Source organism: Plantactinospora solaniradicis (assembly GCF_042658085.1).
Taxonomy (GTDB): domain Bacteria; phylum Actinomycetota; class Actinomycetes; order Mycobacteriales; family Micromonosporaceae; genus Plantactinospora; species Plantactinospora solaniradicis.
Genome location: NZ_JBHSPR010000032.1, coordinates 91279 through 115186, shown reverse-complemented (window position 1 = coordinate 115186; position 23908 = coordinate 91279). Strand labels below are relative to the sequence as shown.

18 protein-coding genes are annotated in these 23908 nt (G+C 71.5%); 12 read left to right on the top strand and 6 right to left on the bottom strand.

The window, feature by feature from the left end; all coding sequences use genetic code 11:
* Positions 1–29: 29 nt before the first annotated feature.
* From ACFP2T_RS29385 to ACFP2T_RS29375, 3 genes are all read right to left on the bottom strand, one after another.
* Positions 30–1088, bottom strand: coding sequence for a LacI family DNA-binding transcriptional regulator (locus ACFP2T_RS29385; protein ID WP_377427278.1), 1059 nt, complete (start codon positions 1086–1088; stop codon positions 30–32).
* A gap of 74 nt (positions 1089–1162) precedes the next feature.
* Positions 1163–4243: a glycoside hydrolase family 3 C-terminal domain-containing protein gene (locus tag ACFP2T_RS29380; protein WP_377427275.1), complete on the bottom strand. Its 3081-nt coding sequence runs from the start codon at positions 4241–4243 to the stop codon at positions 1163–1165.
* Positions 4244–4559: 316 nt separating this feature from the next.
* Entirely contained in the window at positions 4560–6077 is a 1518-nt protein-coding gene (locus tag ACFP2T_RS29375; RefSeq protein ID WP_377427272.1) for an ROK family transcriptional regulator, read from the bottom strand.
* A gap of 273 nt (positions 6078–6350) precedes the next feature.
* Between ACFP2T_RS29375 and ACFP2T_RS29370 the strand changes: the two genes are divergently transcribed.
* The 5 genes from ACFP2T_RS29370 (at position 6351) to ACFP2T_RS29350 (ending at position 12241) form a co-directional block, all read left to right on the top strand.
* A complete protein-coding gene (locus ACFP2T_RS29370) occupies positions 6351–8030 on the top strand; it encodes an extracellular solute-binding protein (protein ID WP_377427270.1) in 1680 nt (559 codons plus the stop codon).
* 152 nt (positions 8031–8182) lie between these two features.
* On the top strand, positions 8183–9154 hold the full coding sequence (locus tag ACFP2T_RS29365) for an ABC transporter permease (protein ID WP_377428028.1): 972 nt from the start codon (positions 8183–8185) through the stop codon (positions 9152–9154).
* Positions 9151–10089 carry a carbohydrate ABC transporter permease gene (locus ACFP2T_RS29360; protein ID WP_377427267.1) on the top strand — a complete coding sequence of 313 codons (939 nt, stop codon included), beginning with the start codon at positions 9151–9153 and terminating at the stop codon, positions 10087–10089. Before ACFP2T_RS29365 ends, ACFP2T_RS29360 begins: the two co-directional genes overlap by 4 nt.
* A gap of 114 nt (positions 10090–10203) precedes the next feature.
* Positions 10204–10692: a MarR family winged helix-turn-helix transcriptional regulator gene (locus ACFP2T_RS29355; RefSeq protein ID WP_377427266.1), complete on the top strand. Its 489-nt coding sequence runs from the start codon at positions 10204–10206 to the stop codon at positions 10690–10692.
* Between the two features lie 73 nt (positions 10693–10765).
* On the top strand, positions 10766–12241 hold the full coding sequence (locus ACFP2T_RS29350) for an MFS transporter (RefSeq protein ID WP_377427264.1): 1476 nt from the start codon (positions 10766–10768) through the stop codon (positions 12239–12241).
* Between the two features lie 79 nt (positions 12242–12320).
* Here the strand turns inward: ACFP2T_RS29350 and ACFP2T_RS29345 are convergent, their stop codons facing one another.
* On the bottom strand, positions 12321–14666 hold the full coding sequence (locus tag ACFP2T_RS29345; protein WP_377427261.1) for a TIM-barrel domain-containing protein: 2346 nt from the start codon (positions 14664–14666) through the stop codon (positions 12321–12323).
* A gap of 317 nt (positions 14667–14983) precedes the next feature.
* On the opposite strand from ACFP2T_RS29345, the gene ACFP2T_RS29340 reads away from it, so the two are divergent.
* Positions 14984–16978 (top strand): beta-galactosidase, encoded by a 1995-nt coding sequence (locus ACFP2T_RS29340; protein WP_377427260.1) that lies wholly within the window; start codon positions 14984–14986, stop codon positions 16976–16978.
* Between the two features lie 91 nt (positions 16979–17069).
* Here the strand turns inward: ACFP2T_RS29340 and ACFP2T_RS29335 are convergent, their stop codons facing one another.
* A complete protein-coding gene (locus ACFP2T_RS29335; protein WP_377427258.1) occupies positions 17070–18089 on the bottom strand; it encodes a glycoside hydrolase family 113 in 1020 nt (339 codons plus the stop codon).
* Positions 18090–18222: 133 nt separating this feature from the next.
* On the opposite strand from ACFP2T_RS29335, the gene ACFP2T_RS29330 reads away from it, so the two are divergent.
* From ACFP2T_RS29330 to ACFP2T_RS29310, 5 genes are all read left to right on the top strand, one after another.
* Positions 18223–18846 (top strand): TetR/AcrR family transcriptional regulator, encoded by a 624-nt coding sequence (locus tag ACFP2T_RS29330; RefSeq protein WP_377427255.1) that lies wholly within the window; start codon positions 18223–18225, stop codon positions 18844–18846.
* Positions 18847–19010: 164 nt separating this feature from the next.
* Positions 19011–19643: an RNA polymerase sigma factor gene (locus ACFP2T_RS29325; RefSeq protein WP_377427252.1), complete on the top strand. Its 633-nt coding sequence runs from the start codon at positions 19011–19013 to the stop codon at positions 19641–19643.
* A complete protein-coding gene (locus tag ACFP2T_RS29320) occupies positions 19636–20694 on the top strand; it encodes a CU044_5270 family protein (RefSeq protein ID WP_377427249.1) in 1059 nt (352 codons plus the stop codon). Before ACFP2T_RS29325 ends, ACFP2T_RS29320 begins: the two co-directional genes overlap by 8 nt.
* A 78-nt stretch (positions 20695–20772) precedes the next feature.
* Positions 20773–21849 (top strand): NYN domain-containing protein, encoded by a 1077-nt coding sequence (locus ACFP2T_RS29315; RefSeq protein WP_377427247.1) that lies wholly within the window; start codon positions 20773–20775, stop codon positions 21847–21849.
* 88 nt (positions 21850–21937) lie between these two features.
* On the top strand, positions 21938–22867 hold the full coding sequence (locus ACFP2T_RS29310) for a diacylglycerol/lipid kinase family protein (protein ID WP_377427245.1): 930 nt from the start codon (positions 21938–21940) through the stop codon (positions 22865–22867).
* 193 nt (positions 22868–23060) lie between these two features.
* Here ACFP2T_RS29310 and ACFP2T_RS29305 read toward each other — a convergent pair whose 3' ends face one another.
* Positions 23061–23282: a hypothetical protein gene (locus ACFP2T_RS29305; RefSeq protein WP_377427244.1), complete on the bottom strand. Its 222-nt coding sequence runs from the start codon at positions 23280–23282 to the stop codon at positions 23061–23063.
* Positions 23283–23389: 107 nt separating this feature from the next.
* Between ACFP2T_RS29305 and ACFP2T_RS29300 the strand changes: the two genes are divergently transcribed.
* The coding region (locus ACFP2T_RS29300; RefSeq protein WP_377427242.1) for a hemerythrin domain-containing protein at positions 23390–23908 on the top strand (519 nt) is incomplete at its 3' end.

Below are 23908 nucleotides of genomic sequence, written 5' to 3'. Positions count from 1 at the left end.
CCACCGGCTCTGGATCAAGAAGCGGTCGGTCAGCGCCGGGCCGGCGTCACCCCGGCGGGCGCGGGGCGGGGGCCGGGGTCGGACGTCGGCGCCGGGGCGGTGCTGGCCCGGACGGTCAGCCGGGGATCGAGCAGGGTCCCCTCCGGGACCGGCTCGCCCTCCAGCTTGCGCATCAGCAGCGACACCGCCTGCCGGCCCACCTCCTCGGCCGGAATCAGCACCGAGGTCAGGGCGGGACGGGCCCGCTCGGCGACCTCGTCCGGACAGATCGCCACCACCGACACGTCGTCCGGAACCCGTCGGCCGAGCACGGGCAGCGCGGCCAGCACCTGGCCGACCGCCGCCTCGTTGTGCACCACCAGCGCGGACAGGTCCGGCTGCCGGTCCAGCAGCCCTGCCAGCTCCCGGCGGACCGCGTCGAAGTTCTCCTCGCAGGGCTGGGCGATCGCCGCGATGCCGTGCCGCGCGGCGGCCTCGGCGAACCCGGCCCTGGTGCGGTGGGCGAAACCGGTGTCCCGGTCGTAGACCACCGCCGGCGCGCCGAGCAGCGCGATCCGGCGGTGACCGAGCCCGGCCAGGTGCTCGACGCAGGCCTGCCCGGCCCGGTAGAAGTCCAGGTCCACACAGGTCAGCCCGGCAGGATCGGCCGGAAAGCCGATCAGCACACTGGGCCGTTCCAGGTCGCGGAGCAGCGGTACGCGGGCGTCGTGCATCTCGACGTCCATCAGCACGATCCCGTCCACCATCGCGCTGGCGGCGATCCGGCGCAGCCCGGCCGGTCCCTCGTCGGCGGTCATCAGCAGTACGTCGTGGTCGAACTGCCGCGCCGTGGTCACCACCGAGGTGGCGAACTGCATGAGGACCGGCAGGTGCATCCCGGAGCGCAGCGGCAGCACCAGCGCGATCACGTTGGCCCGCTTGCTGGCCAGGGCCCGGGCTCCGGCGTTGGGGTGATAGCCGAGGGTACGCACGCTGGCCAGCACCCGTTCCCGGGTCGACGCCGAGATCGCGCGTTTGCCGCTGAGCACGTACGACACGGTGCTGACCGCGACCCCGGCGTGCCGGGCCACGTCGGCGATGGTGACCATGTCCGGCCGTTTGGCGGGTGTTCCGGCGGGCTGCCGGGGCACGGGTCGCGAGGTGGGGCGCGACGATTCGGACACTAGGCGCCCCCACTTCCAGTCGCGGCACGGTCGCCGTCCGTACCGTCTTCGAAGGCCAGCCAACTCACGGTAGCCCCCGGCGCGTCGAACAGCAGATACAGGTCGCGTACCCCGGTCGCCTCGCCACGCCAGTGACCGGACACCTCGCGGGCCGGCTGCCGGTCCGTCGCCCCGACAACCGCCGGCACCATGCCGGGATCGGCGCCGGTGCCCAGCCGTGGCCCGGTGCCGGCGGCCGGTCCCGGTTCGGCGGCCGGTCCCGGATCGTGGTCGTCGCCGGCCGGGATGGGAACGGTGCCGGCCACCGGTCCCCAGACCGGATCGTCCAACCGCAGCACGAGTTCGGCGCCGTCGCGCACCGGTCGGCGCCCACCGACCCGGGCGGCCACGCCGTGCACCCCGGCACCGAAGTCCACTCGCGAGAACCGGATCCAGCCGCCGGCCTCCCGGGCCACCACGGCGGCACCGTCCGGGCCGTCCGGCAGGGGCTCGGTGCCGGCGTACTCGTCGTGGTCGATCGCCCACAGTGGACCGGCCAGCGGTTCGCGGGGCCGGACCGGTTCGCCGTGCACCGTCAGGGCGGCGCTCAGCACGAGGTCGGCGCTGGACCGGCCGACCGCGACGGTGTGCCGGGCGTCCTCGACCACGTACCGTCCCCGGATCACGTCCCAGTGCGCCAGGTCGGCGGCGCGCAGCCGGAACCGTACCGTGGTCTGCTCGCCCGGGGTTAGGCTCAGCTTGGCGAAGTCGCGGAGTTGGCGCAGGGGCTGCTTGACCCGGGAACGCCGCTGCCGGGTGTAGAGCTGCACCACCTCGTCGCCCGGTCGCGTGCCGACGTTGCTCACTCGCACGCTGACCTCGATCTCTCCGTCCGCGTCCACCTCGTCCGCGCTCACCCGCAGGTCAGAGTAGGCGAAGTCGGCGTAACTCAGCCCGTGGCCGAACGGGTAGAGCGGGGTGCCCCGATGGTAGAGATACGTGGTGTCGGTGGCTATCACGTCATAGTCGAACAGGTCGGGTAGCTCGGCCGCATCGTGGTACCAGGTCTGGGTCAACCGGCCACCGGGATCGGCGTCCCCGCAGAGCACGGCGGCCAGCGCGGTGCCGTACTCCTGGCCACCGTGCGCCGACCAGAGCACCGCCGGCAGGTGCTCGTCGGCCCAGCCCAGCCCGTACGGGTAGCTGCTGGTGACCACCAGCACCGTACGCGGGTTGGCCGCGTACACCGCCCGGAGCAGCGCCTCCTGTCCGGTCGGCAGCGCCAGGTCGGCCCGGTCCTCGGTCTCCCGGCCGCAGACCATCGGATGGTTGCCGAGGACGACCACCGCGACGTCGGCCTCGCGGGCCAGTGCCGCCGCCCCGGCCGCCCCGTCGTGCAGGAGTTCGACCACGAACCCGGTGCCCTGGTCGAGGTCGACGGCGTCGGCCCGCAGCACGCCGTCCGGGCCGGCGGTGACGTACCGGTTGCTGGCCAGGTGGTGCAGTACGTGGTCGCCGGTCGGCCGACCGACGAGTCGGAAGGTCTCCCGGACCACCCAGCCACCGGGGCCGGGCCGGTCGTTGACCAGCGTGCCCTCTTCGTCGGCGCCGACGTGCCGGCCGTTGGACACCGCCCGGAGCGCGACGATGTCCTGGCCCCAGTCGAAGACCTCGAACACGCCGTCGGCCGGGAACCGGTGGTCGGCGGCACTCCGGTTGCCGGCCGGTGGGCGGGTACCGGCCGGCAACCGGGTGTCCGGTGCGGCGGGGGCGAGGGTCAACGGGGCACCGTCCGGGCGGCGGGCGGCCCGGACGTAGCCTTCGGCGGTACGCAGCGCGATCCGGTCCGCGCCGGTGTGGTGCACGACGGCCGGGGCACCGAGTCGGGTGGCCAGGCCGGCGCGGGCGGTGACCGCGTACGGCAGTGTTCCGCTGTACCAGTCCTCGTAGAGGGTGTCGGCGAGCGGACCGAGTACGGCCAGCCGGCGCAGGCGTTCCGGGGCGAGCGGAAGGAGCGGCCCGGCGCCGGGTACGGCGGCGTTGCGGAGCAGCACGATCGACTGTCGGGCGGCCTCCTGGGCCAGTTCCTGGTGGGCGGGGCAGTTGATCACGTCGGCGGTGATCGCCGTGTAGGGGTTGCGTTCCGGCGGGTCGAAGTCGCCGAGCCGGAACCGGATGCTGAGGATGCGGGTGACGGCGGTGTCCAGGTCGGACTCGTCGAGCAGGCCCCGCCGCAGCGCCTCGCCGACCCGTTCGACCGTCGGCCCGGAGTCCTCGCCGTCCTCGGTGAAGCTGTCGATCCCGGCGCGTAGCGCCGCCGCGTACCCGCTCGGGTGGTCGGGGTGGTATCCCTGGGCTCCGGCGATGTTGGAGACCGCACCGGCGTCGCCGACCACCATGATCTCGTCGCTCGTCCACCGCCGCAGCGCGGTGCCGATCAGCGGGCTCAGGTGCGCCGGCCGACCGTTGACCAGGTTGTACGACGCCATCACCGCCACCGCGGCACCGCTGGAGATGGGTGCCCGGAAGGCCGGCAGTTCGTACTCGTGCAGCACCCGGGGCGGCAGGTTGCTGGAGGTCGTACACCGGTCGGTCTCGTTGTTGTAGCCGAGGAAGTGCTTGAGCGTCGGCGCGGTCTTCAGGTACTCGGGGTGGTCGCCGCGCAGCCCCTGGGCGTACGCGGTGCCGAGCCGCCCGGTCAGCCAGGGGTCCTCGGCGTAGCCCTCCTCGTTGCGTCCCCATCGGGGATCGCGGAGCGGATTGACCACCGGGGCCCAGACGTTCAGGCCCACCCGGGTCGGGTCCTTGTGGTGCAGGCCCCGGACCTCGTCGCCGACCGCGGACCCGACGGCCCGGACCAGGTCGGGGTTCCAGGTGCTGCCGAGCCCCAGCGCCTGGGGAAAGACGGTGGCCGGGCCGAGCCAGGCCAGCCCGTGCAGCGCCTCGGTGCCGGTACGGAAGGCGGGCAGCCCGAGTCGGGGTATCGGCGCCTGGTGCTGGTGCAGTAGTGCGATCTTCTCGGCGAGGGTGAGCCGGCCCAGCAGATCGGCGACCCGTACGTCGAGCGGGCGGTCGGGGTCGCGGAACGTCCTGTCGCTCATGGTCGATCACCTTCCATGATCTTCGACTAGCGCCCCGGGGTGGTGGATCGCGGTGACGGCGGCGGGTCGTCGAAGCGCTTCGAATGCTGCGGTGGCGGAGTAGCAAAGCGGCCAGGTCGCCAGCCCGGGAAGCTCGAAGCGCTTCGACGACCGTGGAAAAGAGACTCCACCGTGGAAAACGGTTTCCCGTCTGTTACGGAGGAGCATTTCGAGGCTTCCACCAGCCGCCGTACCGGTCAAGGGTTTGCGTCGAACGGATTGGCGGCGGTCGGTTTCCGGGGCCGACCCGGATGGGCGGAACGTGGCGGAAACGCGGTCAGCGGCGTCCCGCCGGTAGCCGCCGTGAGCTGGGCGGTGGCGGCTCCGTCACCGGTTCGACGGGCTCGGAACCGGTGCCCTCGGCCCCTGCGGCGGCGCTGTCGGGTCCGGTCGCCTCGGCAGTGGGCGAGCCGGCGACGGCGCCGCTGCCACCGGCCTCGACGGTGTCGGAGCCGGCGGGTTCCGGAGCGCCGGGACCGCGGCCCGACGCGCCCGGCGGGTTGGTGGACCGGGTGGGCGCCTTCCGGGCGACGCTCGCGGCGGGGCCGGGGTCCCGGCCGGTGGTCCGACCCGGATCGCGACTCGGCAGCCGGCCCGCGTCGATCGTCTCCAGGGTCCGGGCCGCGCCGCCCGCCGCCGCCGCGCCGGTGCCGAGGGCGGAGGCGAGCAGCCGGGTGCCCCCGGCATCCGGCGCCAGCGTGCGGGCGGTCAGCTCGGTCTCGGCCGCGGGCAGCAGCCAGGGTGCCAGGGTCGCGAAGTATCCGCCCAGCAGCACGACCTCGGGGTTGACCAGGTTGGCCAGCAGGGACACGCCGTGCCCGAGGTGCCGGCCGGTCTCGGCGAGTGCGTCCAGTGTGGATCGATCGCCCCGACGTGCCTTCGCCCGGATCCGGTCGACCTCGGGCGCGAAGTCGGTGACCGGCCCGTCCTCCGCCGCGTCCGGCAGCGCCCGCCGGATCAGCGCCGGGATGCCGGCCATCGCCTCCAGACAGCCGCGCCGGCCACAGGGGCAGAGCGGGCCGTCCGGATCGATCGTCACATGGCCCAGTTCGCCGGCGAAGCCGCGCCCGCCGCGCAGCAACCGGCCGTCGGTCACCACGCCCGCACCGAGGCCCGCGCCGCCGGTCAGGTGGACCAGGTTGGCGGTGCCGGCGTACGGGCCGTGCCGGTATTCGGCCAGGGCCGCGAGGTTGGCGTCGTTGTCCACCACCACCTCGAAGGCGGGTTCGCGCAGGGCCCGTCGCAGGTCGGCGCCGAGCGGGAGGTCCCGCCAGCCGAGCGTGGTGGCCAGCCGGACGGCGCCGGAACCGTCCACCAGTCCGGGCACCGCGACGGTGAGACCGAGCACCTGGCGGTGCTGGCCGGCGACCCGGTTGACGGCCCGTCCGGCGAGCGCGGCGATCGCACTGACCGCCCGGCCGGGGGAGGCGGTCGAGCCGTCGAAGGCCCGTCGCCAGGAGAGCAGTTCGGTGCCGGCGAGGTCGACGGCGACCACGGTCAGCTCGTCGATGCTCACCTCGATGCCGATCGCCGCGTAGGGGGCCCCGTCGAGCACCAGCATGGTGGCGGGCCGCCCGATCCGGTTCTCCGCCAGCCCGGTCTCCCGGACCAGGCGGCGCTCGATCAGTTCCGCGACCAGGCTGGAGACGGTCGCCTTGTTCAACCCGGTCGAGGCGGCGATGTCCGCCCGTGAGCAGGGCGCGTGTACGCGTACGAAGCGCAGCACGACGGCGAGATTCGTGGCCCGTACGTCGGCGAGATCGGCCGGCTGTGGCCCGGTCTGCGTCGTGATCAAGATCAGCCCCGCTCCCCGCGTATCGGTCTCCGGGTCGGTGCGCTCCGGTCGCCGACGGTGCGCCCCATCATGCCGTACCTCCGCCCGCCGGGGCCATCGCCGCCCGCCGCGCCATGGTTCCGGTGTCTTGTGGCACCGGTCACCGTCGATTACGTTTGTTTAGTCACCCGACGAACTAACTCTACCCCATACCCACCCAGCAACCGAACGAGTTCGCACCCCGCGTGGCTCGCGGGGGTCACCGCCGTTCGGCGATAACGAAGGGAGCGCCCCGTGGAACCATCCGGCCCGGGCGGCGCCACCAACCGTAGAAACTTCCTCAGCCTGGTGGGCCTCGGTGCCGCGGCGACCGCGGGCGGCGGCCTGCTCGCCGGCTGCGGCGGCGAGGTGGCCCCCACCAGCAAGGCGCAGGACCTGGACAAGCTCGCCGGTCTGCTGCCCAACCACAAGGAACTGTCACTGGGCATTCCGAAGCCGAGCATCACCGGGATCCGGCCGGTTCCCGACGGCTACACGGAGTTCCCGGCCAGCCTGGTGGACGCCATCGCCGACAAGCCCGCGACCAGCGGGCAGAAGATCACCGCGATGACCCCGGCCTGGGGCCCGGCGCCACCCGGCGTGGGACAGAGCGCCTATCTGGCGGCGGTGAACGCGGAGCTGGGCGCCGAGGTCAACTTCAGCGTCCAGGACGGACTCCTCTACGCCGACAAGCTCAACGCGATGCTCGGGGCGCGGGACGTGCCGGACCTGCTCTGCGTGCCCGAGTGGGAGGTGTCGAAGCTACCGCGCTTCTCCGACGCGGTCGCCGTACTCTTCGAGGACCTCACCGACTACCTGAAGGGCGACGCGGTCGACGCGTACCCGATGCTGGCCACCTTCCCGGCCGGGGCCTGGCGGAACTCGTTCTGGAACGAGCGGCTGATGGCCGTCCCCAACCCGACCGACGGCCCCTTCCCGTGGGCGCTCCTCTACCGCAAGGACCTGCTCGACGCCGCCGGCCTGAGCTACCCGAAGACGATCGACGAGCTCTTCGAGGTCGGCAAGGCGGTGACCAACCCCAGCAAGGGGGTCTGGGCGTTCAACGAGATCTTCGCGGTGGTCCAGATGCTCTACAAAACGCCGGGTACCGACGACGGCTGGCGACTCAAGCCGGACGGCACCCCGGAGTTCAAGTACGAGACGCCGGAGTACCGGCAGGCCGTCGAGTTCATGGTGAAGGTCTTCCAGGCCGGCCTGGTCCATCCGGATCTGGTGGCGACCAAGGGCGCCGACGCCAAGCAGTTGATGGCGGGCGGCAAGATCGTCTTCATGCAGGACGGCCCCGGCGCGTGGCAGGGCATGCAGGCCGAGCACCAGAAGACCACCCCCGGCTTCAACGTCCAGGCGGTGCCGATCTTCTCGGCGACCGGTGGTGACCCGCTGGTCTGGGGCGACGACGACCCGATCTCGTTCACCTTCATCAAGAAGGGGCTGGGCAAGGCGCGGGTCGAGGAACTGCTGCGGGTGATCAACTGGTGCTCCGCGCCGTTCGGAACGAAGGAGTTCGACCTGCGCGAGTACGGGGTGGAGGGCAAGCACCACACCCGGACGGCGACCGGCCCGGTCAAGACCGACCTGGGCTTCAAGGAAATCGCCAACCAGTACTTCTTCATCAGCGGACGCAATCCGGTCATCCAGCCGTTCCCGCAGACGCCGAACTTCGTCCGGGACGCGCTCACCTACTCCAACGACATGGTGAAGTACCTGGAGAAGGACCCGTGGGCGGGTCTCAAGCTGGAGATGCCGGCCCGGTTCAAGGCCAGCCTGAACCCGACCGACGAGAAGGTCATCGACGTGATGCGGGGCCGTCGCCCGTTGACCGATCTCGACACGATCATCCAGGAGTGGCGCAGCGGCGGTGGTGACGAGGCCCGCGACTTCCGCGCCAAGGCGCTGGCCGACGCCGGACGATGAGCACTCGCGAGGCGGCCCGGGCGGGTGGCACCGGTGACGACCGGCACCGCCCGCCCGGCTCATCCGGGCCAGCCGCAACGGGCGTCGGTGTCGGCGCCGGCGCTCCGCCGAGTCCGGCCACCGGTCCGGGCCCCACCAGCGACCGGGCACAAATGCCGGTCCGGCACGGACGGGGCCGGGGCCGGCGCGCCAAGCGGGCACCGTTGCGGGCCCGGCTGCGCCGGGACTGGCCGTTGCTGCTGATGGTGGCCCCGGCCGCCCTGTTGCTGCTGGTCTTCCACTACCTTCCGACCCTGGGCAACGTGGTCGCGTTCCAGGACTACAACCCGTACGCCGGGGACACGCCGCTGGCGGCCTTCACGTCCAGCCCGTGGATCGGGTTCGGCCAGTTCGAGGCGCTGTTCGGTGATCCGGCGTTCTGGGACGCGCTGCGGAACACCCTGGCGATCACCGCGTTCCAGCTCGTCTTCTACTTCCCGCTGCCGGTCGTGCTGGCGATCATGCTGCACAACATCCTCTCGTCGAGGCTGCGTGGCTTCGTGCAGACCGTCGTCTACCTGCCGCACTTCTTCAGCTGGGTGCTGGTGGTGACGTTCTTCGTGCAGATGTTCGGCGGGGCGGGGCTGCTCGCCCAGGAGATGCGCGACGTCGGGCTCGAACCGTGGAACATCATGTCCAATCCGGACACCTTCATCCTGCTGGTCACCGCCGAGACGGTATGGAAGGACGTGGGTTGGGGCACGATCGTCTTCCTCGCCGCGCTCTCCATGATCGATCAGCATCTCTACGAGGCGTCGGCGGTGGACGGGGCGGGCCGCTGGCGGCGACTGTGGCACGTGACCCTGCCGGGGCTGCGGCCGGTGATCGTGCTGCTGTTGATCCTGCGGCTGGGTGACGCGCTCTCGGTCGGCTTCGAGCAGTTCATGCTGCAACGGGACGCCGTGGGGCGGCAGGCCGCCGAGGTGCTGGACACCTTCGTCTACTTCAACTCCATCACGACCGGAAACTACGGGTACGGGGCGGCGGCCGGCCTGTTCAAGGCCGTGGTCGGATTGGTGCTGATCCTGGCCGCCAACCGGTTCGCACACGCCCTCGGCGAGCGGGGGGTGTATTCGCGATCATGAGTGTCATCGATCCTGCGCGGAAGGTGGCTCCGGACCTGCGTCGACGGCGTACCAGTCGACCGGCCTGGGAGGAGAAGCCGAGCGCGGCCGGTCAGGTCACCCGGGGAACCGTCCTCACCGGAGTGGTCCTGGCGGTGCTGATCCCGCTCTGGGTGGTCCTGGTGACCAGCCTGTCGTCCCGGGAGACCATCAACGAGGCCGGTGGCCTGGTCCTGGTGCCGAGAGAGATCGACTTCTCGGCGTACGTGACGATCTTCTCCGGCGGCCTGGTCGCCCGGGCGCTCTGGATCAGCACCCTCGTCACGGTGCTGGGTACGGCGGTGAGCCTGACCATGACCGTGCTGGCCGCGTACGGGCTGTCCCGGCCCGGCTCGGTGGCGCACCGGGGTCTGCTCTTCTACTTCCTGCTGACCTTCCTGATCTATCCCGGCATGGTGCCCAGCTATCTCGTGGTCACCGGGCTCGGGCTGAAGAACAGCATCTGGGCACTGATCATGCCGACCGCGATCAGCGTCTTCAACCTGGTGGTGATCCGGGCCTTCTTCCAGAACATTCCGGCGGAGCTGCTGGACAGTGCCCGGATCGACGGTGCCGGCGAGTTCCGGATCCTGGCCCGGATCGTGCTGCCGCTGTCCCGCGCGGTGATCGCCGTGGTCGGCCTGTTCTACGCGGTCGGCTACTGGAACGTCTGGTTCAACGCCCTGCTGTACATGGACGACAACTCGAAGTTCCCGATCCAGCGGATCTTGCAGAGTTTCATCCTCGCCGGCCAGTCCCCGAACACCTCGGGGATGGCGGTGGGGGTCTCGATGCCCCCGACCCTGGCGATCAAGATGGCCGTCGTGATCGTCACGGTGTCGCCGATCGTCCTGGTCTACCCGTTCGTGCAACGACACTTCGTCAAGGGCGTCATCATCGGCGCCGTGAAGGGCTGACAGCGGTTAGGAGGGGGCCCTTTATATGCAGAAAGCGATAACAGGGGGCCCTTCCTTACAGATGTGACTGCTGGTAGATGATCCGTTACGGATCGGATTGCTATGCTGGTCGGTATGACCGCTATGGCGCCGACCCGGACCGGGCCGGATCTGTCGTTCCTGCTGGACCACGGCAGTCACGTGCTGCGGACCCGGATGGCGGCGGCGTTGGCCGAGATCGGGCTGACGGCGCGGATGCACTGTGTGCTGGTGCATGCCCTGGAGGAGGAGCGGACCCAGGCGCAGCTCGCCGAGATCGGGGACATGGACAAGACCACGATGGTGGTCACCGTGGACGCGTTGGAGGCGGCCGGGCTGGCCGAGCGGCGGCCGTCCGGGCGGGATCGGCGGGCCCGGATCATCGCCGTCACCGAGCGGGGTGCCCGGGTGGCGGCGCAGAGTCAGGCGATCGTGGACCGGGTGCACGAGGAGGCGTTGGCGACGATGTCCCCGGACGAGCGGGTCGTCTTCCTGCGGGTGATGGAACGCCTGGTGACCGGGCATCTCGCGGCGCCGGTCGAGACGCCTGCCCCGGTACGCCGGGCCCGGCAGCGGGAGAGCTAGATCGCAGACAGATAGTCTGCATCAAAACTATTTGGTACGGTCCTTCTGTCAGTCCGCTCGACAGGAGGACAGAATGTCCGTTACCTCCGCTTCTTCGGCACCCCGCTCCCGGTGGGTCGCCCTCGGGGTGATCGCCTCGGCGATGTTGATGACCATCCTCGACGGCAGCATCGTGACCGTGGCGATGCCGGCAATCCAGCGCGACCTGGGCTTCTCCTCCGTCGGCCTCAGCTGGGTCGTGAACGCCTACCTGATCGCCTTCGGCAGCCTGCTGCTGCTGGCCGGACGCCTCGGCGACCTGCTCGGCCGCAAGCGGCTGTTCCTGGCCGGCACGGCCCTGTTCACCGCCGCCTCACTCCTGGCAGGCGTGGCCGGTTCCCCGGCGGTACTGATCATCGCCCGCTTCCTCCAGGGCGTCGGCAGCGCGGCGGCCACCGCCGTCAGCCTGGGCATCCTGGTGACGCTCTTCGTCGAGCCCCGGGAGCGGGGGACGGCGATCGCTGTCTTCAGCTTCACCGGCGCCGCCGGCGCGACCCTCGGATCGGTGCTCGGCGGCGTGCTCACCGACGCGTTCAGCTGGCACTGGATCTTCTTCATCAACCTGCCGATCGGGCTGGCGGCACTCGCGGTCGCCCGTCCCGTGCTGCCGAGGGACCGGGGGCTCGGCCTCGCGGCCGGTGCCGACGTACTCGGCGCGCTGCTGGTCACCGCCGGGCTGATGCTGGGCATCTACACCGTCGTCAACGTCGAGACGCGCGGCGCGACCTCGGCCGCCACCCTGGGGCTCGGCGCGCTCGCCGTGATCCTGCTCGTCGCGTTCGTCGTCCGACAGGCCACCGCGGCGAGCCCACTCCTGCCGCTACGGATCTTCCGGTCCCGCAGCGTCGCCGGGGCCAACCTGGTGCAGATCCTGATGGTCGCGGCCTGCTTCGCGTTCCAGATCCTGGTCGCGCTCTACCTGCAGAAGGTGCTCGACTACGGCGCCGCCCGGACCGGCCTGGCGATGCTGCCCGCGGCCGTGGTGATCGGCGCGGTGTCGCTCGGCGTCTCCGCCCGGCTCAACGCGCGGTTCGGCGAGCGCACCGTCCTGCTGGTCGGGCTCGTGCTGCTGGCCGGGGTGTTCGGGCTGCTGGCGCGGATCCCGGTGGAGGCGAACTACCTGACGGACCTGCTGCCGGTCATGCTGCTCACCGCCGGCTTCGGCCTCGCCCTCCCGGCGTTGACCAGTCTCGGGATGTCCGGCGCCCGCGAGGACGACGCCGGGCTCGCCTCCGGGGTGTTCAACACGACCCAGCAGATCGGGATGGCCCTCGGCGTCGCGGTGCTCGCCACGCTCGCGGCGTCCCGGACCGGGGACCTGCTCGCGGCCGGCGGGACCGAGGCGGCGGCGCTGACCGGCGGCTACCGGTTGGCCTTCACGGTCGCCATCGGGCTGGTCGTCGCCGCCTTCGTCGTCGCGCTCACCGTGCTGCGGCAGCCCCGTCGCTGGCCCGACGCCGGACCGGCGGAGCGTGATCCGATCGCCGTCGCGGCAACTCCGGCCGCCTGACCAGGTGGAGGTACGCCGAGACCGGCGCGACCTTGAAGGGGGACGGGGCGCCCCCCACCTGGGCACCCCGCCCCGACCTTCAACCCCGCACGGTGGGTAGTCCATCCAGGAGCACCGGCACCGCTTCGGCGCCGCCGAGCAGCAGCCGAACCGGAAGCCGGGCTCCGTCCACCCGGGCGAGGGCGATTCCACTTATCGACAGCGGCCCGTCGGCCTCGACCCGGAACTCGTTCCCGGACCGGCTGGCCCGGATCGTCGTGTCGCCGTCGACGTCGTGCACCACCGTGCTGGCATCGGTCGCGCCCCAGCTCAGCACGGTGACGTCGGAGAAGGGCGCGTCGCCGACCCGGTCGGCCGGCGGCAGCACCGGGATCAGCGCGCCGAACCGGACGAAGAGCGGGACCTGGCGCAGCGGCCGGCGTACCAGCAGGTGCCGGCCGCCCGGGTGTACCTCGCCGGTCCAGAAGTCCACCCAGTCGCCGGCCGGAAGGTACACGTGCCGGCGCCCCTCCGGGTTCGTCATCGGGGCGACCAGCAGGTCCGGCCCGAGGCGGTACTCCAACTCGGCCGTCCAGGCGGCCGGGTCGTCGGGGGAGTCGACCAGCAGGGCCCGCATCATCGGTGCACCGGTCCGGGCCGCCACCACGGCGGCCGAGTAGAGGTACGCCATCAGCCGGTACCGCAGCCGGAGCGCGTCGACCGCGTCCCGCTCGGCGCCGGCGGGGAAGTCCCAGGGCAGCCGGCTGGTGGTGCCGTGGAACCGGATCAGCGGGGACAGTGCGCCGAACTGGGCCCAGCGTACGTAGAGATCCGGTGATGGAGTGCCGTGGAACCCGCCGGTGTCGTGGCTCCAGAACGGCACCCCGGAGAGTCCGTGGCTGAGCCCGCCGCGCAGTGTGCTGGCCATCGCCGGGTACGTCGCGTTGACGTCCCCGCTCCACTGCGCCGAGTGCCGCTGCCCACCCAGGTACGACGACCGGGCCCACACCGTGCCGTGCCCGGCGACCTGCTGGGTGGTCGCCGATACGACGTCGTTGAAGAGCAGCGCGTAGACGTTGTGCAACTCGACGCCGGTCATCCCGTTGTACGCCACGGAGTCGGCCGGTACGCCCTCGGCGAAGTCGGTCTTGAAGACGCTGACACCCTGCTCCAGCAGCGGACGGAGCAGGCTGGCGAACCAGTCGGCCGCCGCCGGATTGGTGAAGTCGACGATCCCGCCGGCCGGATGGCTGCCGTGCCAGGTGTCGGCGACGTAGACCGAGCCGTCCGGCCGACGCAGGAAGTAGCCGGCCTCCGCCGCGTCGGCGAACAGCGGGCTGCCGGTCATCACGTACGGGTTCATCCAGAGGCTGACCTTGAAGCCCTGTTCGGCCAGGGTGGCCAGCATGCCGGTCGGGTCGGGGAACTGTTCGGCGTCCCAGCGCAGGTCCGACCAGGCCCCGGCGACCTGCCAGTAGCAGTCCAGGTGCAGCACGTCGCAGGGGATGCCACGGTCCCGGATCTGTCGGGCCCGCTCCAGCACCCGCTGCTGGCTGTCCCGGAAGAAGCCGGACGAGATCCAGGTGCCGAAGGCCCACTTCGGCGGCAGCGCCGGCCGGCTGGTCAGCCGGTCGTACCGGCCCAGGATCTCCGGCGGGGTCGGGCCGGCGAGTACGTAGTAGTCGATCAGGTCGTCCGGTACCAGGATCTGTACGCAGCTGTGCGTGGACTGGCAGATGTCGAACTCGACCGGCATGCCGCTGTCGACCAGCACTCCGTAGCCCCGGCTGGACAGGTAGAGCGGGATGTTCTTGTGCGAGCGGTCGGACTCGCTGCCGAAGGCGTCGAAGTTCCACATCAGCGCCCGCTGGCCGCGCTTGTCGAGCGGGGTGAACTTCTCGCCGAGGCCGACGAACCGCTCGTCGCCGGGGGCGACGAAACTCTCGTGGTAGGCGGCCACCGTGCCGTCGACCAGCGAGCGGCCGAACGGCAGCGTCCGGAGCCGTCCGCTGATGTCCTGCTCGCCGCGGCTCTGGCTGACCAGTTCAGCCCCGGAGGGGTCGACGAAGCGCAGGTGCCAGGGGTCGAGGCGCAGTTCCGCGACGACGGCGCCGGCGTCGATGCGTACCCGGTCGGTCTCCACCCGTACCTCGGCCTGGTACGGCTGGGGGTGCACCAGGGGCAGGGCGCGGGTGGTTCGGCCCCGGGCCATCGGGTCCTCGCTGAGGCGTACCCGGATCACGCCCTCCGCGGCGGCGGTGATCCGGACCGCGAGCGAGCCGCCGTCCGAGGTGCCCGCCTTGAGCGTCACGCCCTGGCCGTCCGCGCTGAGTACCTCGGCCCGGGTCAGCGCGGAGAGTCCGTGCTCGCCCGGCGCCCGGACCGGTAGCTCGGGCGGGTCGGCGACGAACGTCTCGTGCGGGACCAGGGGCGGTCGGTACGGCATTCGGTCTCCTCGGCTCCCGGGTGCGGACCGGCGCGGCTGTCGGCGGCGGTGACCGTGACACCCGGCGGGCTCTTATTAGTTTCTTTGGTGACCCAACAAACTGTCAACGTCGTGAGCGGAGTCGATGTGATCGCCGCGTTGACAGTCGTTGGGTCCTGGGTCGAGACGATTCCGTTGACAGGGAGATCCGACCCGCCCTACTTTGGCTGGAGTTCCAACAAAGGCCAGCGATTCCGGGGCGACCGAGGGGGGACCGGGAGCGACCGAGAGCGGGGCGCGGTGGGAAGCGGCGGGGCGCGGCGGAAGGGGCGTGGCGGGTGCGTTGGCCCAAGGGACTGGCCGGGCTCTGCTACGGCGGGGACTACAACCCGGAGCAGTGGCCGCCGGAACTCTGGCCCGCCGACGTCGAGCTGATGCGCCGGGCCCGGGTCAACCTGGTCACCGTCGGGGTCTTCGCCTGGTCGCGGCTGGAACCGCAGCTGGGCCGGTACGACTTCGAGTGGCTGGACCGGGTGCTGGACCTGTTGCACTCCGGTGGCATCCGGGTGGCGCTGGCGACGCCCACCGCGTCCCCGCCGCCGTGGTTCTCGCTGCGGCACCCGGAGGGGCTGCCGGTCACCGCCGACGGGGTCCGGCTCAGTCACGGCAGCCGGGACACCTACTGCGTCAGCGCCCCGGCGTACCGGGCGGCGGCCCGTAAGATCGCGTCCGCACTGGCCGGTCGGTACCGCGACCATCCGGCGCTCGCGCTCTGGCACGTGCACAACGAGTACGGCACGACGTGTCACTGTGAACACGTCGCCGCCGCGTTCCGGAGCTGGCTGCGGGCGCGCTACATCGATCTGGACCGGCTGAACGAGGCGTGGACCGGCAGCTTCTGGAGCCAGTTCTACTCGGAGTGGGAGCAGATCCGGCCGCCCCGGGCCACCCAGTACCTCGGCAATCCCAGCCAACTGCTGGACTTCCGCCGGTTCGTCTCCGACGAACTCCTCGGGGCGTACGTCGAGCAGCGCGACCTGCTCCGCGCGGTCACCCCGGACGTGCCGGTGACCACCAACTACGTACTCGGCGGATGGGTTCCGGTGGACCACACCCGGTGGTCGACCGAGGTGGACCTGGTGGCGGTCGACCACTACCCGGCCGAGGCCGGACCGGGCGCGGAGGAGCAGACCGCGTTCGCCGCCGACCTGGCCCGGTCGTGGGGCCGGCGGGCCACCGGCGGACCGGCCTGGCTGTTGATGGAGAGCGCGCCGAACCTGGTCCTCACGCCCGGCCGGATGCACGCCAAGGAGCCGGGCCGGATGATCCGGCACAGCCTGGCCCACGTCGCGCGGGGCTCCCGGGGGGCGATGTTCTTCCAGTGGCGGGCCTCGCGCGGCGGCGCGGAACTCTTCCACTCCGCGCTGCTGCCGCACGCCGGCCCGCAGACCCGGGCGTTCACCGAGGCGGTGGCGCTCGGCGCGACCCTCGAACGGCTGGCCGAGGCGGACAGCGGAGTGGTCCAGGCGCAGGTGGCGATCGCCTGGGACGCGGCCTGCTGGTGGGCGATGCAGGCCACGGCACTGCCGTCGGAGCAGCTCGACTACCTGGCCGAGGTGTCGGCGGCGCACCGGTGCCTGTGGCGGGCCGGCTACGGCGTCGACGTCGTCGCCCCCGGTGACGATCTTTCCGGGTACGCCCTGCTGGTGCTGCCGGCGCTCTACCTGGTCTCGGACGCGTACGCCGGGCAGGTGCGCGACTACGTGGCGGCCGGTGGTCACCTGGTGGTCGGCTACTTCAGCGGGATCGCCGACGAACACGCCCGGGTACGCCCGGGCGGCTATCCCGGTGCCTTCCGCGACCTGCTCGGGATCCGGGTCGAGGAGTTCCACCCGCTCGACGCCGCGCAGCGGCTGCCACTGTCCGACGGCACCACGACTGGCCGGCTCTGGTCCGAGACGGTCCGGCTGACCGGCGCCGAGCCCGTGCTGACGTACGTCGGCGGGGTGCTGGACGGGCAGCCGGCGGTGACCCGGCACCGGTACGGCGACGGAGTGGCCTGGTACGTCTCGACCCGGCCGGGCGACGCCGGGTACCGCGAACTGCTGGCCGGTGCCGCCGGGGCGGCCGGTGTCGCACCGACCTGCCCGGCGGCGCCGGACGGGGTGGAGGCGGTTCGGCGGCGTGCCGCCGGGGAGAGCTGGTTGTTCCTGTTGAACCACACCGACGCCGCGGTGACCGTGCCGGCGTCCGGAGTGGACCTGTTGACCGGGGTACGGGGTGAGTCCGTGGTGCTGCCGGCCGGCGGCTGTGCCGTGCTTCGGGAGACGTGAGGGCCGCCGGTCCTCCGGCTCAGCACGGCGCAGCGTGCCGCCCTCGATCGACTCCACGGCACTCTGTCGCCGGCTGATCCGGTGGCTCTCGTCAGGTGGCGTAATGGCGGGCGAGAGCGGTGAAGGCCTTCTTCGGTTCCCAACCCATGTCCGGATAGGTCTCGCCGTGGCCGTGCTCCAGCACCTTCACGAGTCCGTAGGAGGCGATGTCGAGGTCGTCGCGGGAATCGCCCGTGTCGCGGTGCGGCAGGTTGTAGGCGGCGAAGGTGCACCAGAAGGCAGTGTCGACGCCTTCGGCGGTGAAGATGTCCAGGAGTTCCTCCAGGTAGGCGGCCTGCTCCTCCTCGTCGCGCAGGTAGTCGCCGGTCAACCGGACGGCTCCGGCGCCGTCCCACTCGACGATGAACATCCCTCGTGCGCCCAGGTCGGCCGCGCCGCGGTGGGTGGTGCAGCCGAATTCGGTGATCGCCACGGGTTTGCCGTGGGCGAGCAGGGCACGGATGCCGTCGAGGTACTGGTCGGCGATCTCGACGGACTTGTAGGCGTCGGCCGAGACGAAGTCGAATGGTGTCCAGTCGACGGTTTCGGATGGCAGCGAGGCGTACGTGACCTTGCCGCCGAACCGTTCCCGGACGACGGACACGGCCTCGCGGAGGAACGCGTTGAGCGCGGCGGGCGCCTGGACCATCGCCTCCCGTGCGCGTGCCGGGTCGGTGGTGATCAGGGCGATCCGGTCGGCGAGGGTGTCGCCGGGCAGGAAGCCCTTGGCAACAAGGGTCAGTTCCGCGCCGGTGACCATGACGACGTCGGCTCCCGTGCGGCGTAGCCGTTCGGCCCGCTCGGCGCAGTCGGCGAGCAGGGCGAGCAGTTGCCCGGTGTCGAGGTCGTTCGGGAACGGGGAGAACCAGACTTCCAGGCCGGCGTCGGCGGCGTGTTGGGCGGCGATCTCCAGCCGCTCTGGGTCGCCTCCTGTGACGCGCACCGTCGTGCAGTGCAGATCCTCGCGGATCACGCGCATCTCGCGCTTGACGACGTCGGGCTCGAAGGGTTCGTGGGTGCTCGATCCGCCCACGAGGAAGCCGGTGTCGTAGGTGATGCCCTTGCCTCGCATGTATCGCTCCCGATGGTCCCGCGCGGGTGTACCGCGCAGCCGCATTTAGGGTACCGACCGTACCCTATGTCGAGGTGGAAGCGCGAGTGTGGGGATGTTCTGGGGTACCATCAGTACCCTCAAGGAGGCGCCCATGGCTGCGGACGTTTCACCACAGTCCCCGCCGCCCGCGACGCGGCGGCGTGGAACCGAGCTGGAGCAGGCGATCCTGCGTGCGGCGGCGGACGAACTCGTCGACTCCGGATACCGCGACCTGACCATGGACGCGGTCGCGCGGCGGGCCGGCACCAACAAGAACGCGATCTACCGCCGTTGGCCGAGCCGTGCGGCCCTCAGCGTCGCCGCCTACCGGCAACTCGTCGACTCCGACGTGCGGCCGTCGGACACCGGCGAGCTGCGCGGCGATGTGCTGGACCTGCTGCGCCGGTTGAACAGCGACGCGGCCTCGCCGCGCGGCAAGATCCTGCACAGCCTGCTGGCGAGCGTCGCCGACGATCCCGCGCTCCTGGCCGCCTTGCACGAGCAGACCGCCGACGCCAACGTGGGTACCTGGCTGGCCATCCTGGGACGGGCCGTCGCACGCGGCGAGGCTCACCCCGAGGCACTGCACCCGCGAGTCGCCACCGTAGCCATCAACCTGCTCCGCAACGAATACCTCACCCGAGGCATCAGGAGCGTGCCGGACGCCACCATCGTCGAGATCGTCGACGAGGTGTACCTGCCGCTGGTGAAACGACGCGGGCTGCCCCTGACCTGAGGCACGGTCAACTGGCCGCAGGCGCGGTCGACTGCCGCCCGGAGAGCCGAACCGAACCGCTCCGGCCCGATCGGGCAAGAACGGGTGACAGGTTCCTACACCTCGCGGGGAGAGCCAATGACAGACCCACCACGCGTCGGGGCGGTCGGCGAACGGACTGCGGCGTGGCCGCCCGGTCGACGGTGACGGCCGGCACCGCGCAGGTCGCAGCGGTGACCAGCACGGCCGGCGACCACGAGCTGATCCGCTCCTCCTGGACCGAGCCGGAACGCTTCGCCGGGATCTTCGACCGGCACGCCGAGGCGATCCACCGGTATCTGGCGCGTCGGATCGGCCGTTCACTCGCCGACGACCTCGCGGCCGAGACGTTTCTGGTGGCGTTCCGGAACCGGGGACGGTATGACGTCTCGCTGCCCGACGCCCGCCCCTGGCTCTACGGGATCGCCGCCAACCTGCTGCGCCGGGAGCAGCGCACCGAGGTACGCCAGTACCGGGCGCTGGCCCGTACCGGGGTCGACCCGGTGTTGGACGGCGACACCGACCGGGTGCTGTCCCGGATCGACGCCGAGGACCACGTCCGCAAGCTCGCGGCCGTCCTCGCCCGACTGTCGGTACGGGAGCGGGAGGTACTGACCCTCGTCGGCCAGGCGCAGTTGAGCTATCCGGAGGTCGCGCGGGCCCTCGACATCCCGGTCGGGACGGTCCGGTCCCGCCTGCACAGCGCCCGCCGCCGCATCCGCGAGGCGCTTCGCGACCACCCCGAGTTGGACCTGCTGAAGAGGATCGACGATGAATGACCTTGACCTGATGACGGAGTTCCGGGCCGAACTGGCGCCGGCCCACCCCGAGGCGATGGCCAGGGCCAGGGCCCGGCTGCTCACCGAGGCCGCTCCGCCGGTGCCGGCTCTGGTCAGCCGTACCCGGCGGGCATGGCCGGCGGCCGGCTGGAGTTGGCAGCTGGTGCCGGCCGGCGGTCTGGTGCTCGCCCTGGCGGTCGGACTGGTGGCCGTCGGGCACGGCATCGCGGGATCGGACGTCGTGGGATCGGACGTCGCGGGATCGGACGTCGCCGGTCCGCCGGTGTCGACGCTCGACGCCGGCACGGTGCTGCGGCTGGCGGCCGCGCAGGCCCGGCAGACGCCGGCCGTCACCCCCCGATCCGATCAGTTCGTGTACGTCGAGTCCGTCGTCGCGTTCCACGGATACGACGCCGACGGCAGGTACATTCCGCCCGTTCGCAAGCACCGGCAATCATGGACCTCGGTGGACGGTACCCGGGACGGCTGGCTCGACGAGAAGGCCTACGACCCGGGGCACCAGGGCCGGCCGGACCTGCACCTTCCATTGGAGGCGTCCTGTCGCGAGTCGGGGCCTGGCTGCGTGCCGGCGTACCTGGACAACCTTCCGACCGACCGGGACGGGATGCGGGCGTACCTGGCGGCGAACGGTCCGGACGACAGCCCGCTCGACCCGTGGATGTTCCGGCGGGTCGGCGACCTCATCCAGGAGGGGTACGTTCCCCCGCGGTCGCTGGCCGCGCTCTTCGAGGCGACCGCGACCATTCCTGGTGTTGTCGTGCTGCCGAACGCGGTGGATCCGGCCGGTCGGCGTGGCGTCGCCGTCGCGATGACGGCCGACGGTTTCCGAACGGAGTTGATCTTCGATGCGAAGACCCACGAGTATCTCGGCGCCCGGGAAGTGAAAGTGAGTTCCCGGGAACCGACGCCGGCCACGTCCGGGCAGCACCTGTGGCCGCCGCCCGGCCCGAGGCCCGAGGTGAACGAGGTGGTGGGCGAGGTCGCCCGGACCAGGATCGCCATCGTCGACCGGGCCCGCCAACTCCCGTGACCCTGCGGCGGGACGCGCCCGGCGCCCCCGAGCCGATGTCATCGGCCACGGCACCGAGCCGGGCGTAGGCTGACGCGCGTGGATCAAGAAGACCGCATTGCCCTGTTCCTCGACTACGAGAACCTCGCGTTGGGGGCGCGCGACCACCTCGGCGGAATGGGCTTCGACTTCCGCCCGATCGCCGACGCCCTCGCCGAGCGGGGGCGGGTGATCGCGCGGCGGGCGTACGCCGACTGGTCGTACTTTGACGAGGACCGGCGGATGCTCACCCGGTCCCACGTGGAACTCATCGAGATACCTCAGCGGATGGGTGCCTCGCGCAAGAACGCCGCCGACATCAAGATGGCGGTCGACGCCGTGGAACTCGCCTTCGAACGCGGTTACATCTCGACGTTCGTGATCTGCACCGGTGACAGTGACTTCACGCCACTGGTCCACAAGCTTCGCGAACTCAACAAGCGGGTCATCGGGGTCGGCGTCGAGAACTCGACCTCGGCGCTGCTCCCGCCCGCGTGCGACGAGTTCCTGTACTACGACCGCCTCGAGGGCGTCGACGTCCCCTCCGCACGGGGTCGGCGGGGCCGTCCGGCCCGACCGACGGGCCCGGAGCCGCAGCAGGTGGAGCAGGAGCCGGAGCCGTTGCCGGCGGTCGAGGAACCCGTGCGCGACGTCGATACGCTCGCCGTCCTCGTGGCCCAGACCGTGGCTGGCCTCCAGGGCAGTTCCGGCGGTGCGGTGACCGCCTCGACGCTGAAGCGGACCCTGCTGCGGAAGGACCCGACGTTCAGCGAGTCCAACTACGGATTCCGCGCCTTCGGCGAGCTTCTGCGGTACCTCGCCGAGCACAACGTGATCGAGCTGACCGAGGGACCGGCCAAGGGCGATCCCGAGGTGTCACTGCCCGAGCACGGTGATCGGGAGGTGGCGTTCGGACTCCTTCGCTCCGTGGTGGTGGACCTGGCCGGCAAGGAGGGTGCGGTGGCGCTGTCCGGCCTCAAGAACCAGCTTCGGCGGGCCCGGCCCGACTTCAGCGAGAAGAAGCTCGGCTACCGCACCTTCCTCCAGTTCTGCAAGGCCGCCGCGACCAGCGGCGCGGTCCAACTGCGCTGGAGCCCCGAATCCGACGACTACCTGCTCACCCCGAATTCCTCGTGACCGCCCGATGTCCGGTCGGCGGCGGGCCGCAGTCAGGGCGTCCCACGTCGTGCCGACCGGCGGGCGGCTGGCGATAGGGTCTGGGCCCATGCGGACAAAGCAGGAGTTGGGCGAGGCCATCCGGCAGCAACGCCGGGCGGCGCTCGTCGTCAACGCCCGCTCTCGCCGGGGCCGCCGGCTCTACACCGGCGTCCGGTCACGGCTGGCGGCGGCCGGCTTCACCCTGCTCGGGGCGTATCCGGTCGATCGGCCGGGAGAACTCGAAGTGAGCCTGGCGGTCGCCGCCGAGTTGGGACCGGACCTGCTCGTCGTCGGTGGCGGGGACGGCACGATCGGCGCCGCCGCGCGGCTGCTCGCCCATCGCGACATCGCGCTCGGCCTGTTGCCGCTGGGCACCACCAACAACTTCGCCCGGACCGTCGGCGTTCCGCTCGACATCGACGCGGCCATCGCCACCCTCGCCGACGGCAAGGTGATCGACGTCGACCTCGGGATCGCCGGTGGGATGCCGTTCGCCAACCACGTCGGCATCGGCCTGTCGGCCGAGGTGATGCTGGTGGCGCCGCCGCGACTCAAGCGGGTCACCGGCCGGCTCGCGTACCCGGTCACCGCCCTGGCGCTGCTGCCCCGGCACCGCCCGGTGCGCATGACGGTGCGGGCCGACGGGCAGACGCGGGAGTTCCTGACCCATCAGCTGTACGTCGCCAACGGCGGCTTCCACGCCGGTCGACCGATCACGGCGGACGCGAACGCCGACGACCGGCTGCTGGTGGCGTACCCGGTGGGCGGCCCGGCGCGCCGGGACCTGCTGCGCGACACGGCCCGGAACGCGGCGACCGGCCACCGCCGCACCCTCGGCGACGAGCCGTTCCTCGCCACCGGGGAGCTCTGGGTGGAGACCGACCGGCCGGCACCGGTCGAGGTCGACGGTGAGGTGTGCGGACAGACCCCGGTCCAGATCGGGCTCGACGCGAATGCGTTGCGGGTGATGGCCCCGGTCGACACCCCGGACCGCTGACCCGGGCGATCCAGCCGGTGCCCGGCCCGAACGCCGCCGGTACGAGGGTCCCCGAGGCCGCCGGGACAGGCGTTGCCGAGGGTGGACGCGTCACGGAACAGTAGCGGTACGCGGCCGCCCGAGCCATGACGACGCTCTCCGGCACGCGGGCGAGGGCCGAGAGCACGATCACCGGCGCGCTCCTGCCGGGTGATCAGGCGTCGGCCGCGGCGGCGACCCAGTACGTCTGCTTGTGTCCGCGAGCCTCCATCGTGGCGGCCAGGGCGTCTGCGTCGGCGCGACGCTCGTGCCGAGCGACCTCGAACTGGTTGCCGTTGTCGTCCTGACGCCAGACGATCCACAAAGCTCGCCGCTGACGACCCGCGCTCCGGCTGCCGTCATCGCGTGCCTCGCCGGCTGATGACTCCGTCGACATCGTTCCATCATCCCGGCTGGCGCGTGGGTAAACTCGTCCGCAGCGTCGCGGTGTACCCGGCACGAAGACCACCGAGGGCATGGAGGCGCGGTACAGCAAGGGTTTTCATGGTGTCAACCACCGGATCGGACGACCGGATTCTGGCGTTCGGCAATCAGTTGATCGAGATCCACATCTGGCTCCGCGAGGAGTTCGCCCGGCTCCGCGAGGATGTCGACTCCCATCTTGACGGCGGGACGCTGGGCGGTCGGGCCATTTCGGCAGCGGCGTTGCCCGTGCACTGCCTGGCCTTCTGTTCGGCATTGACCCGACATCACACCGGCGAGGACGGCGGGGCGTTCCCCGCCCTGGCGGAACAGTTTCCGCCGTTGCGCCCCGTGCTGGCGGAGTTGGAGCGCGATCACCAGATCCTGGCCGAGATCCTGGGTAACCTGACCGACCTGCTCAACGGCCTCGGTCCGGAACCGGATCCGGATCGGGCGATGCGGGTACGCGCCGAGTTGGAGGGCCTGGAGGCCGTATTGGAGACGCATTTTCGGTACGAGGAGAAGAAGATCGCCGACGCCCTCAACGCGCTGGCCGGTCCGGGCCGGACCACGGCGGACCTGCTGGGCCTACCGCACCCG

Coding starts and splice junctions, on each gene's coding strand:
- ACFP2T_RS29380 (WP_377427275.1), bottom strand. CDS start 4,243: ATGAGCGACAGGACGTTCCGCGACCCCGACCGCCCGCTCGACGTACGG.
- ACFP2T_RS29365 (WP_377428028.1), top strand. CDS start 8,183: ATGCCGGTCCGGCACGGACGGGGCCGGGGCCGGCGCGCCAAGCGGGCA.
- ACFP2T_RS29385 (WP_377427278.1), bottom strand. CDS start 1,088: ATGGTCACCATCGCCGACGTGGCCCGGCACGCCGGGGTCGCGGTCAGC.
- ACFP2T_RS29320 (WP_377427249.1), top strand. CDS start 19,636: ATGAATGACCTTGACCTGATGACGGAGTTCCGGGCCGAACTGGCGCCG.
- ACFP2T_RS29350 (WP_377427264.1), top strand. CDS start 10,766: ATGTCCGTTACCTCCGCTTCTTCGGCACCCCGCTCCCGGTGGGTCGCC.
- ACFP2T_RS29310 (WP_377427245.1), top strand. CDS start 21,938: ATGCGGACAAAGCAGGAGTTGGGCGAGGCCATCCGGCAGCAACGCCGG.
- ACFP2T_RS29345 (WP_377427261.1), bottom strand. CDS start 14,666: ATGCCGTACCGACCGCCCCTGGTCCCGCACGAGACGTTCGTCGCCGAC.
- ACFP2T_RS29330 (WP_377427255.1), top strand. CDS start 18,223: ATGGCTGCGGACGTTTCACCACAGTCCCCGCCGCCCGCGACGCGGCGG.
- ACFP2T_RS29305 (WP_377427244.1), bottom strand. CDS start 23,282: ATGTCGACGGAGTCATCAGCCGGCGAGGCACGCGATGACGGCAGCCGG.
- ACFP2T_RS29335 (WP_377427258.1), bottom strand. CDS start 18,089: ATGCGAGGCAAGGGCATCACCTACGACACCGGCTTCCTCGTGGGCGGA.
- ACFP2T_RS29360 (WP_377427267.1), top strand. CDS start 9,151: ATGAGTGTCATCGATCCTGCGCGGAAGGTGGCTCCGGACCTGCGTCGA.
- ACFP2T_RS29355 (WP_377427266.1), top strand. CDS start 10,204: ATGACCGCTATGGCGCCGACCCGGACCGGGCCGGATCTGTCGTTCCTG.